This is a genomic window from Virgibacillus alimentarius, assembly GCF_000709085.1.
Lineage (GTDB): Bacteria > Bacillota > Bacilli > Bacillales > Amphibacillaceae > Virgibacillus_B > Virgibacillus_B alimentarius.
Genome location: NZ_JFBD01000115.1, coordinates 1 through 13,030, shown reverse-complemented (window position 1 = coordinate 13,030; position 13,030 = coordinate 1). Strand labels below are relative to the sequence as shown.

At 31.9% G+C, this 13,030-nt stretch carries 21 protein-coding genes; 12 read left to right on the top strand and 9 right to left on the bottom strand.

What is annotated here, in order from left to right:
• Nucleotides 1-379 (bottom strand): shikimate kinase (locus GZ63_RS0115245; RefSeq protein ID WP_029271028.1); only part of this gene is annotated, 379 nt, incomplete at its 3' end.
• 157 nt (nucleotides 380-536) lie between these two features.
• Between GZ63_RS0115245 and comGA the strand changes: the two genes are divergently transcribed.
• The 8 genes from comGA to GZ63_RS0115205 all read left to right on the top strand — a co-directional run bounded on the left by comGA (nucleotide 537) and on the right by GZ63_RS0115205 (nucleotide 4,792).
• Complete coding sequence (comGA, locus tag GZ63_RS0115240; protein WP_029271027.1) at nucleotides 537-1,550, top strand: competence type IV pilus ATPase ComGA; 1,014 nt, start codon at nucleotides 537-539, stop codon at nucleotides 1,548-1,550.
• A gap of 10 nt (nucleotides 1,551-1,560) precedes the next feature.
• The gene (comGB, locus tag GZ63_RS0115235; protein ID WP_226374466.1) at nucleotides 1,561-2,568 is read left to right on the top strand and encodes a competence type IV pilus assembly protein ComGB; all 1,008 of its coding nucleotides are present in this window, start codon (nucleotides 1,561-1,563) and stop codon (nucleotides 2,566-2,568) included.
• Nucleotides 2,569-2,580: 12 nt separating this feature from the next.
• Entirely contained in the window at nucleotides 2,581-2,883 is a 303-nt protein-coding gene (gene comGC / locus GZ63_RS0115230; protein WP_029271025.1) for a competence type IV pilus major pilin ComGC, read from the top strand.
• Nucleotides 2,861-3,304 carry a competence type IV pilus minor pilin ComGD gene (comGD, locus tag GZ63_RS0115225; protein ID WP_029271024.1) on the top strand — a complete coding sequence of 148 codons (444 nt, stop codon included), beginning with the start codon at nucleotides 2,861-2,863 and terminating at the stop codon, nucleotides 3,302-3,304. The genes comGC and comGD overlap by 23 nt, the downstream gene beginning before the upstream one ends.
• Nucleotides 3,291-3,632 carry a prepilin-type N-terminal cleavage/methylation domain-containing protein gene (locus GZ63_RS0115220; RefSeq protein WP_029271023.1) on the top strand — a complete coding sequence of 114 codons (342 nt, stop codon included), beginning with the start codon at nucleotides 3,291-3,293 and terminating at the stop codon, nucleotides 3,630-3,632. The genes comGD and GZ63_RS0115220 overlap by 14 nt, the downstream gene beginning before the upstream one ends.
• Nucleotides 3,580-4,038: a ComGF family competence protein gene (locus GZ63_RS0115215; protein ID WP_051681519.1), complete on the top strand. Its 459-nt coding sequence runs from the start codon at nucleotides 3,580-3,582 to the stop codon at nucleotides 4,036-4,038. The genes GZ63_RS0115220 and GZ63_RS0115215 overlap by 53 nt, the downstream gene beginning before the upstream one ends.
• Nucleotides 4,010-4,390 (top strand): competence type IV pilus minor pilin ComGG, encoded by a 381-nt coding sequence (locus GZ63_RS0115210; protein ID WP_029271021.1) that lies wholly within the window; start codon nucleotides 4,010-4,012, stop codon nucleotides 4,388-4,390. Before GZ63_RS0115215 ends, GZ63_RS0115210 begins: the two co-directional genes overlap by 29 nt.
• A gap of 159 nt (nucleotides 4,391-4,549) precedes the next feature.
• Nucleotides 4,550-4,792: a DUF2626 domain-containing protein gene (locus tag GZ63_RS0115205; RefSeq protein WP_029271020.1), complete on the top strand. Its 243-nt coding sequence runs from the start codon at nucleotides 4,550-4,552 to the stop codon at nucleotides 4,790-4,792.
• 97 nt (nucleotides 4,793-4,889) lie between these two features.
• Here the strand turns inward: GZ63_RS0115205 and GZ63_RS0115200 are convergent, their stop codons facing one another.
• Nucleotides 4,890-5,513, bottom strand: coding sequence for an MBL fold metallo-hydrolase (locus tag GZ63_RS0115200; RefSeq protein WP_029271019.1), 624 nt, complete (start codon nucleotides 5,511-5,513; stop codon nucleotides 4,890-4,892).
• Between the two features lie 177 nt (nucleotides 5,514-5,690).
• Here GZ63_RS0115200 and GZ63_RS17620 point away from each other — a divergent pair, with 177 nt between their 5' ends.
• The gene (locus GZ63_RS17620) at nucleotides 5,691-5,855 is read left to right on the top strand and encodes a DUF2759 family protein (protein WP_084179324.1); all 165 of its coding nucleotides are present in this window, start codon (nucleotides 5,691-5,693) and stop codon (nucleotides 5,853-5,855) included.
• A 70-nt stretch (nucleotides 5,856-5,925) separates the two neighbouring features.
• On the opposite strand, the gene GZ63_RS0115190 is transcribed toward GZ63_RS17620, so the two are convergent.
• The gene (locus tag GZ63_RS0115190; RefSeq protein ID WP_029271018.1) at nucleotides 5,926-6,138 is read right to left on the bottom strand and encodes a YqgQ family protein; all 213 of its coding nucleotides are present in this window, start codon (nucleotides 6,136-6,138) and stop codon (nucleotides 5,926-5,928) included.
• Between the two features lie 119 nt (nucleotides 6,139-6,257).
• On the opposite strand from GZ63_RS0115190, the gene GZ63_RS0115185 reads away from it, so the two are divergent.
• Entirely contained in the window at nucleotides 6,258-7,112 is an 855-nt protein-coding gene (locus GZ63_RS0115185; protein ID WP_029271017.1) for a hypothetical protein, read from the top strand.
• Between the two features lie 177 nt (nucleotides 7,113-7,289).
• Here GZ63_RS0115185 and GZ63_RS0115180 read toward each other — a convergent pair whose 3' ends face one another.
• The 6 genes from GZ63_RS0115180 to GZ63_RS0115155 all read right to left on the bottom strand — a co-directional run bounded on the left by GZ63_RS0115180 (nucleotide 7,290) and on the right by GZ63_RS0115155 (nucleotide 11,861).
• Complete coding sequence (locus GZ63_RS0115180) at nucleotides 7,290-8,453, bottom strand: rhomboid family intramembrane serine protease (RefSeq protein ID WP_051681518.1); 1,164 nt, start codon at nucleotides 8,451-8,453, stop codon at nucleotides 7,290-7,292.
• 90 nt (nucleotides 8,454-8,543) lie between these two features.
• Complete coding sequence (locus tag GZ63_RS0115175) at nucleotides 8,544-8,744, bottom strand: hypothetical protein (RefSeq protein WP_029271015.1); 201 nt, start codon at nucleotides 8,742-8,744, stop codon at nucleotides 8,544-8,546.
• Nucleotides 8,745-8,816: 72 nt separating this feature from the next.
• Complete coding sequence (locus GZ63_RS0115170; protein WP_029271014.1) at nucleotides 8,817-9,830, bottom strand: ThiF family adenylyltransferase; 1,014 nt, start codon at nucleotides 9,828-9,830, stop codon at nucleotides 8,817-8,819.
• Nucleotides 9,831-9,841: 11 nt separating this feature from the next.
• Nucleotides 9,842-10,399 carry a 5-formyltetrahydrofolate cyclo-ligase gene (locus tag GZ63_RS0115165; RefSeq protein ID WP_029271013.1) on the bottom strand — a complete coding sequence of 186 codons (558 nt, stop codon included), beginning with the start codon at nucleotides 10,397-10,399 and terminating at the stop codon, nucleotides 9,842-9,844.
• 103 nt (nucleotides 10,400-10,502) lie between these two features.
• The gene (gene rpmG / locus GZ63_RS0115160) at nucleotides 10,503-10,652 is read right to left on the bottom strand and encodes a 50S ribosomal protein L33 (RefSeq protein WP_029271012.1); all 150 of its coding nucleotides are present in this window, start codon (nucleotides 10,650-10,652) and stop codon (nucleotides 10,503-10,505) included.
• A gap of 168 nt (nucleotides 10,653-10,820) precedes the next feature.
• Complete coding sequence (locus GZ63_RS0115155; RefSeq protein ID WP_029271011.1) at nucleotides 10,821-11,861, bottom strand: V-type ATP synthase subunit I domain-containing protein; 1,041 nt, start codon at nucleotides 11,859-11,861, stop codon at nucleotides 10,821-10,823.
• A 347-nt stretch (nucleotides 11,862-12,208) separates the two neighbouring features.
• On the opposite strand from GZ63_RS0115155, the gene GZ63_RS0115150 reads away from it, so the two are divergent.
• Entirely contained in the window at nucleotides 12,209-12,427 is a 219-nt protein-coding gene (locus GZ63_RS0115150; protein WP_029271010.1) for a hypothetical protein, read from the top strand.
• Nucleotides 12,428-12,474: 47 nt separating this feature from the next.
• On the top strand, nucleotides 12,475-12,999 hold the full coding sequence (locus tag GZ63_RS18525) for an endolytic transglycosylase MltG (RefSeq protein WP_038221300.1): 525 nt from the start codon (nucleotides 12,475-12,477) through the stop codon (nucleotides 12,997-12,999).
• Nucleotides 13,000-13,030: the final 31 nt, after the last annotated feature.

The following is a 13,030-nucleotide window of genomic DNA, read 5'->3' as shown; positions in this document are numbered from 1 at the left end:
TTTTTTTCTGATCATTCATGTTTTTTTGCCACAATGGTCTTTCTTGATCATTTTGCAGCCTGCGAGCGATAGTATCAAAGGATGTCTGCAAATAAATAATAAATCCATTTTTTCTCATGAAGCTCCTATTTACATCTTTTTCAACTATCCCTCCCCCAGTGGAAATTATTTTGTCTGTGATTTGCTTCAATGCTTCTGTTTCATAAGTACGGAAGGCACTCTCCCCATCATTTTTGAAAATATCAGCTATACTCATTTGATGTTTTTCTTCAACAAATATATCCGTATCTGCCTGTGTAACGTCCATCATTTCACTTAATTTTTTTCCAATACTACTTTTGCCGCTTCCCATAAATCCAATTAAATAGATCGTTGTCATTTTTAATCCCCCTACTTACCACAACTAAACTCCTTTTTATTATACAGCAAACAAAATATTTATACATTTTTAAAAATATTTATAAAAAAAGAAGGAGTTTGTCAAAAAGGGTCGAATAATTAATTTGTTGCATATTTAAATAAAGGAGGTGACTTTATTGAATCCCGCAGCAACACTATCAAATAAGCTTCTCGTATCTGCGTTTCAAGCTCGTGCATCAGATATTCATTTTTATCCTTTCCCTCATCAAACAAACATCTACTTTCGTATTCACGGAAAAAGAATATTACACAAAACAATCCTTACTAGTCAATACCAACTTTTACTTACGCATTATAAATTTTCTTCTGGAATGGATATAGGTGAAATTAGAAAACCACAAAATGGAACAATCATACATCAAACAGCTTCTCAAAAAAAGTTTGCTCTTCGCTTGTCAACTTTACCTGTAAACAACAATATAGAAAGCTTAGCAATACGAATTCTACCTCAAGAAAAAGACCTCACACTTGATCAACTTTTCATGTTTCCTTATCAATTAAAGAAAATGAAAAAATGGATGACGAATCGTGCTGGCATTATTTTATTTACCGGACCAACGGGAAGTGGTAAAACGACTACGTTATATGCTTTATTGCAAACGGTTTTACAGGAAAAGTCGATTCAAACAATTACATTAGAAGACCCGATTGAAAAAGATATGGATAATATTTTACAAGTTCAAGTGAACGAAAAAGCTGGTATCACCTATCAAACAGGATTGAAAGCAGCTTTAAGACATGACCCTGATGTTATTATGGTAGGAGAAATTCGTGATGAGCAAACAGCACAATTTGCTTTTAACGCATCATTAACTGGACATCTTGTTTTAAGTACGTTGCATGCTAAAAATGCACAAGGCACTATACACAGACTTCTCGAAATGGGAATTAAAAAGTCGGATATACAGCAATCACTAATCGCTGTTGCTGCTTTGGAGTTATTACCCATTCAAGTGAGGGGAACTACAAAACGAACAGCTATTCTGGAACTGCTAGAGGAAGATGTATTAGAAGATATATTAAACGGAGTTGATCATCAAATAATGGATAACTTTCATTCATTTCATCATTTACGAAGAAAGGCTTATGCTTATGGTTTTATTTCTAAAGAAACATATCTCTATTCATAAAAGGAGGAAATTGCCAAATGAAGTTCAGCTTCGCTTCCTTCGAATGCTTTCGCGCTTATTAGCGAATGGTTATCCATTAATTGAAGCATTAGAAATCATGAAATGGGATAATCAACTTGCTAAAATAGCAACCGAAATAATGACTTCATTAAAAAGTGGTTATAAGATTGATAAGGCTTTTGAACAAAGTAAATTTCACCCTACAATTACCACTTATTTATTTTTTGTGAGAGTCAATGGAGACCTCCAAACAAGCATAAATAAGTGTATTGAAATGTATGCACATCGTGTAAAATACATGAAAAAATTCGAGCAAATGATAAGATATCCTCTTATTTTACTGCTGATTTTTTCTACCTTATTGTACTTTATAAAAAACTCAGTATTACCCTCCTTCGTTGATCTTTTTCAAGAAAGTTCAGCTGCATCTTCAACAGTTATTCTTTCCATGATGATTATTGATTATTTAGGAATATTTGTAATGGCATGCTGTTTTATGGTCTTTGCATGCGCCCTATTTTGGCAATTTAATAAAAGGAAAATTAAAATAGATAAACAAATTAAATTTTATAATGCGTTGCCAATTTACCGTAAATTTCTAAAACTCCAAACATCCTTCTTAATTGCTACTCATATAAGTACGCTTCTAAAAACAGGAATGTCTATTAAGGAGATACTTCATCATTTAGCAAAACAAGAAAAACTTCCAATTATTGCTCATTATTCTAATTTAATGATTGAGGAGTTATCGAAGGGATATCCAATTTCTAGTTTACTATCTCAATTTTCCTTTCTAGATAAGCAAATAGCGACTATATTTCAAAAAAATGCAAATATGGATGCTCTAGAAAAAGATTTAACTATTTACGCTGAAATGTTAACGGAGGAATTGCAGCGAAAAATTATTAAAGCGATCACGTTGATACAACCACTATTTTTTATTATTTTAGCAAGCTTTATCATTTTTATATATGTCACTTTAATGTGGCCTATGTTTCAGTTAATTAATTCGATATAAGGAGATGTCTATATGTTAAAAAACAATAAAGGGTTTACACTAATCGAGATGTTAATCGTTTTAATGATTATATCCGTCTTAATTATCTTGATTGTCCCAAATTTAGGGGGCAAGAGTAAAGAGGTTAATGATAAGGGGTGTGACGCCTTAGTATCAGTAGTTCAAGCTCAGGTGGATGCCTACTATCTTGATAACGGAAACTATCCTCTATCTTTAGATGTTTTAAAATCAGCAAATTATATTACTGAAGACCAGACAACCTGCCCTAACAAAAAAAAGCTAGGCTATGCGGATGGTAAAGTTAAAAGCCCATAAACAAAATGGATTTACATTATTGGAAATTCTTATTGTCCTTGGAGTTTGGTCTCTACTGATTCTACTTAGCGCCCCGCTTCATATTTCAAGTATCGAAAAGCACCAGGAAAAACAATTTCTAAAGACATTTGAATCGGATGTAATGTATGTTCAAAATTTCTCCGTTGGAGCTCCTGATCGATCTATTGTTTTGCAGTTTAGAGAAGATGGTTATTCAGTTTTAAACAGAGTATCTGATGAAGTTATTAGGCGAAAGACTCCTGCTGGTTCTATCATTGATTTTCGTACGAATAAAGAATTAACTTTTAATAAGCATGGCAGCATCAGTAAACCTGGTACAATCTCTTTCAAAACTAAAAATACGAAATACAACATCATATTCCCATTAGGTAAAGCGAGGTGCTATATTGAACAACAATAAAGGATTTACTTTGATCGAAGTATTAGTTGCCTCAAGTATTATCTTTACGATCGTATCAACGACTGTGCCAATCACGTCACTTCTGTTAAAAGAAAGAGAAATATTAAGTGATCGTCGAATAATCACATCACGATTACATGATGAGCTACAACCTTTTTTATGGGAAAAGAAAAAAACGCTACCCTCAACATTTATCAAAACAATAAGTGAAACTCCTGTCAAATTTCACTTTTCGTATAAGGAAAAACTTATTAAGGGATGTGCGGAATGGGAAAATGTTAAAGAAAGAAATGAAAAAATATGTATATATGGGCTTTTGGAAAAATGAACGAGGATTTACTTTTCTCTCCATGCTATTCACAATTACTGTATTGCTTATCACGATACCATTATTAGCCTATATAATTAGTTCGGCTAATTATTCTTCTAACCATAATGAAATAGCTGTACATCAATTCTTTCATTTTTTACAAAATGACGTTATTCATGCAGCAAGTTGCCATGTTAGCAATAATACAGTTGAACTTGTTTTGGAGGAGGATGAAGAGTTCGTTATTGCGTCGATTGAAATGTATAAAGATCTTATTCGGCGTCAAGTTGATGGCAAGGGACATGAGATTTATTTAAGGGATATAAGAGAGTTTAATCTTAAATCCCTTCCCTATGGATTTAAGGTAACTATTGTAGACTTGCAAGGAGAACGTTATGAGAAAACAATCAGCTTTTATAACTAATCAATATGGATTTTTTTTACCGTATGTTATGTTTATTACAACTTTAGTTTTTATTTTAGTCACATCTAGTGTAACAATTTATAAAAATGATGTGCAAATTACCTATAAACTTACCGAGCAGATAAAAACCCAAACACTTATGCAAATGGGATATACAAAATTCAAAGAAAATGTTGATGGTCTTGAAAATAAAACAGATACCATAGAATATATGTTTCCTGATGGTACTGTAGAAATAACGTATATAATAAAAGGTAAACAAGAGATTCAGGCGCAGTTTTTTATAAAGACAAATAATACTGAAAACCAAAACCAGTATAATGTCACCCTGTTTAAAGATGATAAAGTATAATAAGTACATTTACGGGAAACATAACCATAAATAACTCACACAAGAATATAATTTTTCCCATAAAGGTAAAAATATGCAACCGTATGGTAAGTTTTATTTACAATCATGTCATACTCGTTTATAATAGCTTTGATAAGGTTACCTAAAGGAGGATGAAACATGGATCGTATGTTTCGTGTACTTGCCTTTTGGACTGGTATATTTACAGTAATGTTTTTTGTCGGTGACATGAATAAAACGGCATTATTATTTCTAGTCCAAACGGTATTTTTCCTAACATTAAGTTATTTGAAATTATCTGAACGTATGTATATGTATATGTTCGGGGCTTACTTAACAGTATTCTTTATAGGCTTTACTTGGTATTCGGAATTTATATTAGTTCCTGGTTTCGGACACTAAGTAGAAAAACCCTGCTTACATAAATGATGTGCAGGGTTTTTTCTATGGACTTACTCGCAAACTCATTTATTTTCTTTTTTGGGAGATGCAAACATCCCTAAGCAGATACAAATGGATTATTTCTTTTTTCTGATCCAATTGATGTTTCTAGTCCATGACCTGGATATACAGTATAGGAATCCTCTAACGTATAAAGTTGATTTTTGATGCTTTTCTCAAGCTGCTCCAAGCTTCCTCCTATTAAGTCAGTTCGACCAATCCCTTGCTGAAACAATACATCTCCACTGAAAATCTTTTGCTCGTTATGAAAGATAAAGCTAACACTTCCCGGGGAATGCCCAGGTGTATGTTTTATTTCAAATTTTAATGAAGCAAATTCCATTATTCCGGGGGTTAAGAAATGTTCAGGGCGATTTGTACTTATTTCTGCTCCTACAAATCGGTGGGATCCATTTAAATTTGGATCTGTGAGCCAATCAGCTTCGTTTTCATGAAGATGAACATCAATATTAAAGTAGGAACGAAGCTCATCTACTGCACCAATATGGTCAAAATGAGCATGTGTTAGTAAAATTGCTTGGGGAGTTAATCCCTCTTCTTTTAGGAAAGAGGTCACTTGGTTTGCATTCCCGCCCGGATCAATAATCACAGCTTCTTTTTGATTATATAATATGTAACAGTTTGTTCCTAGTGGACCTAAAGACATTTGTTTAATTTGCATCATAAAAACCTCCATATAAGAATTCTGCTTAAAAAACCAAAATCAGCCTAATTAAACTCGACAAATTGAATATTATGCTATAAAATTAAATAAGAACTGGTTAGTTACATAATATAGAAATGTCAGTATTATATCAAACAATTACAAATGAATATGACGTAAGGAGGAAGTATAAGTATGGTACTTGGAATTATTTTGTTAATGGTCGCACTCGTATCTGTAATATCTGTAGTTCGCCAATTAAAGTTTAAAAACATTTTTGCTTTAGTATTTTCTGCCGCTACAGCTCTAGCGTTCGGGTTCTTTTCGATTATGACAATTATTTCTGAAATATCCGGATAATATAAAAATATGGAAAAGCTGGCATCCTAATGTAAGCTCTTTCCATATTTTTTAATATCTGCTATTGTCTCTAACTTTTATTTTCTGATTCTTCTCTTATAAGTGCAGCTTCTCTTCTTAGTATAATTTTAGCCATATGGTATTGTTTAATAGGCAAAAATTCTGCAAGGTATAATTCCTTCATTTCCATTTCCATTAATTCCAAATCACCTAACCGATCACCAGTATAGATGTATATACCAAATCTTTTAAGAATTTGTTGAACGTCGTAAACTGTTTGCATTGGAGTCACCTTTCTCTATAAATATAACGAGTAATATATGCTAGAACATCCCGAATAAATATCGATTATTCCGCATAGACCTTTAGTAAAGTCATAAACCACAAAGGAATGAGTCTTAGTTGCGGAAACTTATTTTCTTTATTTTTGTAACTGCTGTACTTGTCTTAACATTTGTACTTATGTATAAAAACAGTTCTCTTCCTACAATTACGTACTTTCCTATTGATGAAGAGAATACATTTACGAATGCTTACTCCGAATTAAATTTTTCCAATAAGGATAGTAAAGATAGTTATGTTCTTCAATGGATCAGCGGTTCCAAGAGCAGCCAGCCCTTGTATTTAAGACAAGACGTTTCTCTATTATATGAAAATGGACAGCTTAGAGGTGTTCGCAGTAAATGGATAGAAGATACCGATACAATTAAAATAAGCGAAAAGCTTGATAGGAATAAGGAAAGTATTTTTGATGTTATTTCCTTTCACCATGGTGAGATTCATTCTTCGGAAGAGAATATTAAAAGTATTCAAGAAATGACTCATGATGAATTATATGTTTTTGATTCGATTTCTGATAATGAATATAAATCTTTCCGTTCCCCCCAAAATAAGCATGAGCATAATAAAAAAGATGCTTTGGATCAAGCGAAGAAAAGTACATTATTACATCATTGGAATCAATTAATTACACATTTTAATATTAATAAAGAATCCTATACTTCCATCCCCCTTTCCCGTCTATACTTGTACGATGACAGGAGCCTTTCTGGCATGGATCAGGAAGAGACCAATAAAATTATTGGTCAATTGTGGGAGGGACTATATAAAAATTATATTATTCCAGCCGCTAATTTAAATAGCATGGACAAAAATTCAAATTATATTCCACTCATTTTAATAAGTAAGGATCGTTCACATTTAGTCGTTCTCTTTGAACTCAACGGAAAAAAGGAAAAATTGATTCAGCGATTATAAGGGGGAGATTATTACCCCCTTTTATATTTACTCATTAATCTCTATACTTAAGTTTTGTGAATCAATCTATCTTCTTTAACTATATGAGTTAATTTTGCCTGCATTCCCCAAAAGGTTTCTCGCATGTATTTATCTTCTTTCGCATGTTAAAAAATACGCTTATTGCCTACCTCATTATTATGTTACACCGAGTATGACTAATCCCGTAATTATTAGAACATAAATTATCAATGCGGAAACCTGGACAAGAAAATTTTTCTTATTTGGAAGATAAATAATAGCTGTAGCCAAAAATCCAGTTAATAACCCACCTAGGTGTGCGCCATTATCAATTTGCGGCACCAAAAACCCAAATATCAAATTAATTCCGATGATAATAAGTAATCCCTTTCCCATCGTTTGAAAAAATAATTTTTTATAAATAAGCCCAAAAAATAACAAGGCGCCAAATAAGCCAAACAAAGCCCCAGAAGCTCCTGCAGATACACTAATTGTAAATGCGAAACTTGCTAAGCCACCCCCTGCACCAGCCATGAAATAAATGAGTATAAAGCGCCAAGATCCATATATTTTTTCGACAATGGTGCCTAAATAAAAAAGTGCCAGCATATTCATAAACAAATGGGCAAAACCGATATGTAAAAACATAGATGTTAATATTCGCCACCACTGTCCATCAAGTAAAGCAGGGTTATAATTGGCACCATAATAAATTAAAGTTGCTATATTTTGACTTCCTCCATTCAGTTCAAGGAGAAAAAACATTATGGTGTTGATTAATATTAATAAATAAGTGAAAAAAGGTTTACCGTAAGATAAAACATTTTCTGTGCTTTGTAGCTGATTATAATAGGTGTTGGCGAGATACGTTTTATATTTATTTATGCTTTCTTCATCCGGATTATTTTTAACTGGTTCTACTGAAGACATATCAACGATTTTTTTAAGTTTTTCTTTTTCATCATTAAAATGATGTTCATCTAAGTAATACACTTGCATTCTTACTGATTTTCTTTCATTCAACTGCATTGGTTTTTTTAACATTTCCCAGTCATCTACAGGAGAATATGGAGATATATAAACATTGTGTATTTCAATATGCTTACCAAGCAATAGATGTTTCGCAGCTTTTATTTTCTGAAATACAATAGCAATATCCTGTTTTAAATAATTTTTCCAATCGAACCCCTGGTGTACAAATCGAAATATTTTAGAAGTTTTCTGTTCCAGTTTTTCTAACCAAATTTCTTCCTGCTTTTCGTTTATGTATAAGATATGATAACCATTATTAGCTACTAAATTGTATGCCAGTTGGTACATCAGTTTTTCGTCTAGTGCCATATTTCCCCTCCCTCCCTCTACATATATGATATCAAAACAAAGCTTCTTTTTCTGCAAATAAGAAAAAGAAGCTGTTTTAACTATTTTTATTTATTCCGAATAAGTATGTGCTGGGCGCTTAAATAAGTTAGGAAGAAGTTTATTTTTAATTATAGGCATATTCATCGTAATGGTAACTGCTATTTTTCTTAATAATGTAATTGCCAAAATCATATTCATTAACTTATATCGCCATTTATAAATTACAGATATAATGGTTAGCAGAACTGCAAAAGTGACTACTATTCTCAACCTAAAAACTCCTTTATATTTTAATCAAGGGTGTTATTAGGTAGGGTTTTCTAATAGGTCATATTTTATGCATCACGAGCCGATATAACGGTCATACCAGTTTCGAGCTTTCGTTGTATCTTCTGTTCCCTGAATAAGTACACGACCATCTGGAAAAATCACAATATTTATTTCGTTGTTAAACTGTACTTTTAATAAAAAAGGTGTAAGCTGTGTCTTTGCAACACGAGCTAGTTTTTTTTCCGATTTTTTTAAATCCATATTCGATTTTTGGTGAATTTGCACCGTATTACGACCGCATAATACAGTTTCATTTTCTGTTGCCTTTCTTTGTAATGATGGATATATAGCGTGTTGACATGTAGGACATTTAGGGTCTGGCGAAGGAAACTTCATTTCATATTGTTGATTGTACCAAATATCATAGGTTTGTAATGTATTTCTTAAATGAGCTTTATTGCCTGTTATGTATTTAAATACTTCTGTAACTTGCATTGATGATACTATATCAACTGCAGGAGCAATAACTCCAACTGTATCGCATGTTTGTCCACTTTCAGCTTCCTCTTTTGTAAGACACCGCAGACAAGGTGTTTCATTCGGAATAAAAAATGCAGACATTCCACGCGACCCCACAACGCCACCATAGGAAAATGGGAGAACTCTTTTATAGCATATATCATTTAATAAAAATCTTGTAGAAAAATTATCAGTTCCATCTAGAACAATATCAATTCCATCAATAAATTTATTGATATTATTATTTGTAACGTTTTCAACGAATGCTTCGATATGAACTTCGCTATTTATTTTCTTTAGTTTTTGTTTAGCTGCCACAGCTTTAGGCAGTGCTTTCTCTACATCGTCTTCATCAAATAACATTTGTCTTTGCAGATTACTATATTCTACATAGTCGCGGTCTACTATACGTAACTTGCCAATTCCAGCGCGGACAAGGTGATTACTAAGTACAGTACCTAGAGCTCCGACTCCTACAACAAGTATAGAACAATTACCTATACGCTCCTGACCTATATCGCCAATAGGTGAAAATAACCTTTGCCTAGAGTAACGTTCAATATTCATGGAATCTCCCCCTATAACACAATGCCATTTTCCGTAATAATATGATTCACTGGGATATCGAAAGAATCATTCGGTAAGTGATCTCTAAGTTGCATCGTACTTATTATCGAAACGGTTTTATTAGAAAAATCGGTTAAAAAGCGATCATAGTAGCCGCCGCCAAACCCGATACGAAAACCTCTTTTATCAAAAACAATGCCAGGTACAACCAATAAATCAATGTTCGATTTGACTATTTCTTCTGTTTCTTCTGGTTTGGGCTCCAGTAAATTATAATAGACAATCTCTAATTGATTAAAGTCTTGTAATTGATAAAACGTAAGTTGTTTGTTTTGTGGATTACATTTGGGGACACAAATTGTTTTTCCATTATTCCATGCTTCTTTGATTATTGGTTTTGTACTCCATTCAAATTCCTGTGCCATTGTAATTCCAATCGTTTCTGCTTGTTTCCATAAAGTGGAATTCATTAAATTTTCGGCTAATTTATTTTCAATTTGTTTTTTGTCATGGTGTGAAATATTTTTTAGTGACATAATTGCTGATTTACGTAACTGCTCTTTATCCAACTAAATCACCTTTCTCATCATTTATTAAAAGTATATCGTAGGAATGAAAATAAATAAAAATAAAACTCCTATCCTCGGATAAGAGTTTTATTTAAACATATCATTATTTTGTTTCACGGTGTAATGTATGTTTTTTTAGGCGTGGACAATATTTCATAAGCTCTAAACGCTCAGGATTAGTACGCTTGTTTTTTGTAGAAATATAATTTCGATCACCAGTTTCAGTACAAGCTAATGTAATGTTTACTCGCATGTTTATCCCTCCAAATCATGAAAACTTGCCATTTAGCTTTTATATCTTCACATCGGACTTAATTATCATAGCAGATCTTTAGAAAACAATCAAGATACATCTTAAAAAAATAGGTTATTGTTTCGTATTTGCTTCGTAATTTATGACATTATGGACTGAATTCCAGAGTTACTCTGCTCTATTTTTAATGTCATCTATTTTTGATTTTGCATCTTCTAGATTAGAACGAAATTCATCAATTTTTTCTTCATATTCTTTATATTTTTCACGGGATTTTTCAATCAGTTCCGTATTATTATTGTCGATGCCTTTTTTCCGCATTTCCAATGCTTCTAAATTATTTTCAGTGGCCTCTTTTAATTGATCAATAGATTCACTTAATTTTTCTGGATTAAGATTTTGAGTCCGATCTCTATCCAATATTTTTTCTAATTCTGGAAAAAGGCTCTCTGTAAATTTTTCTGTTAGCTTATTTCCAGAAGTAGATTGATTTTTTATTAATGCATGCAAGGCATTCAATGCTTCTTGCTGGAATGCAATCAATTCCTTTAAATGTTTAGAAGAAACTTTCAAATACTCTGCTATTTCAATGGTCCGTTTAATTTGTTCTTTTAAGACATTAATATTATCTAAATTAAAGTCCAAATTATATTTCTTTTTAATAGCTTCAAGCTTGTCATAGTAAGATTTTAATTCTTCCATGTATTTCTTCACATGTTCTTCATATACTTTTTCTAATTCTTTTTTCTTCTGTTCTGATTTGGTTTTCATCAATTCTCCTTTGTATTCTAATAAGTTTACAAACGTATTTAATGGTTTGACTAATTTTTCCTCTAATTGATCAAGATCTTTTGGATTTGAATTGGCTTTAAGTGATTTTGCATCCCTTAACGCTTTCTTGGCCTCAGGCAATACTTCATTAATAAATACCTCATACTGTTCTTTTTCGATATCCATATTTTGAGCTTTGTCGATCGCTTCCATCGCTTTGTTGTGATGTTCGATTGCGTCGTTCATATTAATGTTCATATATTGATTAATTTTATCTCGCTCTTCCTCTAAATGATCATCAATATCCTTTTGGTTACTTTCTGATTGAGCACTGTTTGTATCTTCCGATGTTGTCTCGATTGGTATTTCCTTATCCTCACAACCGGATAATATCAACATAGCACTCATTAACGATATCCAAATAAATTTTAACTTCATTCGACAAGTACCCCTCTCATTATCTTGGTTGATTTATTATCAAGTCAGTGGCACTAAGCATTGCATAATAATAATGATATTAAGAATGTATTATACTAAGTATTATTAAGTTTGGAAAGGAATTTACGTATAGTGATCAAATTAGGGAATTAGAATTACTTAATACAGATACAGTTATACCAGACCACCATAAGACGTGAATAAATCATTCGTTTTGACAATATAGTAAAAAAACTAATGTTTTACTTTTTTCAATAAAAATCTACATGAATGTCTATTTTATAATGGTTCTTCCCTTCATTTTATGTTATAACTTAATAAGGAATGACTAAAATGGAGGTTAAATAATGATTTATGTAATTTTGACATTAGTAATAGTCGCTATTGTGTTATTTATTTTATCATTTTTTATGAAAGATAGGTTTGATGAGATGGAAAGTCAATTAGAACAAATCTCTATTTCAACAATGCAAGATACATATCAATTAAAAAAGAAAATCAAAGTTTTAGAAGAGGAACTTCTCTCTGATGATATTTCTCTAGATAACTATTCCAAAAATAAATAAGCAATTAGCTATATGAAAGCATATTAATATTCATTGAGGGGATATACATGAAACAACCTATTCGTTATTTTGCTATAGGATTATTTACAGCGGCTGCAATTTTATTACTGGCATTCTATAAATTTGATACATCAAAGGCAAACTTAGATAATCTATCAACCGATGAAATGATTGAAGCCATAAAAACTGATGGGTATCACGTTGTTACAGAAGATGAATATATCACACTATCTGTAAATGATGAACAGGATAACAGCAAAAACAGTAGTTCTAAGCAAAAAGAAAAAAACCAAACAAATTCTAAAAAGAAAAATAAGGCAGAGAAAAATGGTAACAAAAAAGAAAATGATGAAACGCAAACAGAATCAGAAACTTTTACAATTAACATAGAGTCTGGGATGTTACCTTCAGAAATCAGCGAGACTTTAGCTGAAAATAATATTATTAAAGATGCAACTAAATTTGATCAATACTTAGAGAAAAACGATTACAGCCAACAAATTCAGCTAGGAAAACATAAATTGAATAATAAAATGAGTAGAGAAGAAATTGCAGAAGAACTTACGAAATAGCAGTAATTAATAAAAGAGGCTGGGACAAAAC

Excerpts from the sequence above, each read along its gene's own strand:
- GZ63_RS0115190 (WP_029271018.1), bottom strand. The coding sequence starts at position 6,138 with ATGCAAACAGTTTACGACGTTCAACAAATTCTTAAAAGATTTGGTATA.
- GZ63_RS0115215 (WP_051681519.1), top strand. The coding sequence starts at position 3,580 with ATGTTAAAGAAAGAAATGAAAAAATATGTATATATGGGCTTTTGGAAA.
- comGC (WP_029271025.1), top strand. The coding sequence starts at position 2,581 with ATGTTAAAAAACAATAAAGGGTTTACACTAATCGAGATGTTAATCGTT.
- GZ63_RS0115210 (WP_029271021.1), top strand. The coding sequence starts at position 4,010 with ATGAGAAAACAATCAGCTTTTATAACTAATCAATATGGATTTTTTTTA.
- GZ63_RS0115150 (WP_029271010.1), top strand. The coding sequence starts at position 12,209 with ATGATTTATGTAATTTTGACATTAGTAATAGTCGCTATTGTGTTATTT.
- GZ63_RS0115155 (WP_029271011.1), bottom strand. The coding sequence starts at position 11,861 with ATGAAGTTAAAATTTATTTGGATATCGTTAATGAGTGCTATGTTGATA.
- GZ63_RS17620 (WP_084179324.1), top strand. The coding sequence starts at position 5,691 with ATGGTACTTGGAATTATTTTGTTAATGGTCGCACTCGTATCTGTAATA.
- GZ63_RS0115180 (WP_051681518.1), bottom strand. The coding sequence starts at position 8,453 with ATGGCACTAGACGAAAAACTGATGTACCAACTGGCATACAATTTAGTA.
- GZ63_RS0115200 (WP_029271019.1), bottom strand. The coding sequence starts at position 5,513 with ATGCAAATTAAACAAATGTCTTTAGGTCCACTAGGAACAAACTGTTAC.
- comGD (WP_029271024.1), top strand. The coding sequence starts at position 2,861 with ATGGTAAAGTTAAAAGCCCATAAACAAAATGGATTTACATTATTGGAA.
- GZ63_RS18525 (WP_038221300.1), top strand. The coding sequence starts at position 12,475 with ATGAAACAACCTATTCGTTATTTTGCTATAGGATTATTTACAGCGGCT.
- GZ63_RS0115205 (WP_029271020.1), top strand. The coding sequence starts at position 4,550 with ATGGATCGTATGTTTCGTGTACTTGCCTTTTGGACTGGTATATTTACA.
- rpmG (WP_029271012.1), bottom strand. The coding sequence starts at position 10,652 with ATGCGAGTAAACATTACATTAGCTTGTACTGAAACTGGTGATCGAAAT.
- GZ63_RS0115170 (WP_029271014.1), bottom strand. The coding sequence starts at position 9,830 with ATGAATATTGAACGTTACTCTAGGCAAAGGTTATTTTCACCTATTGGC.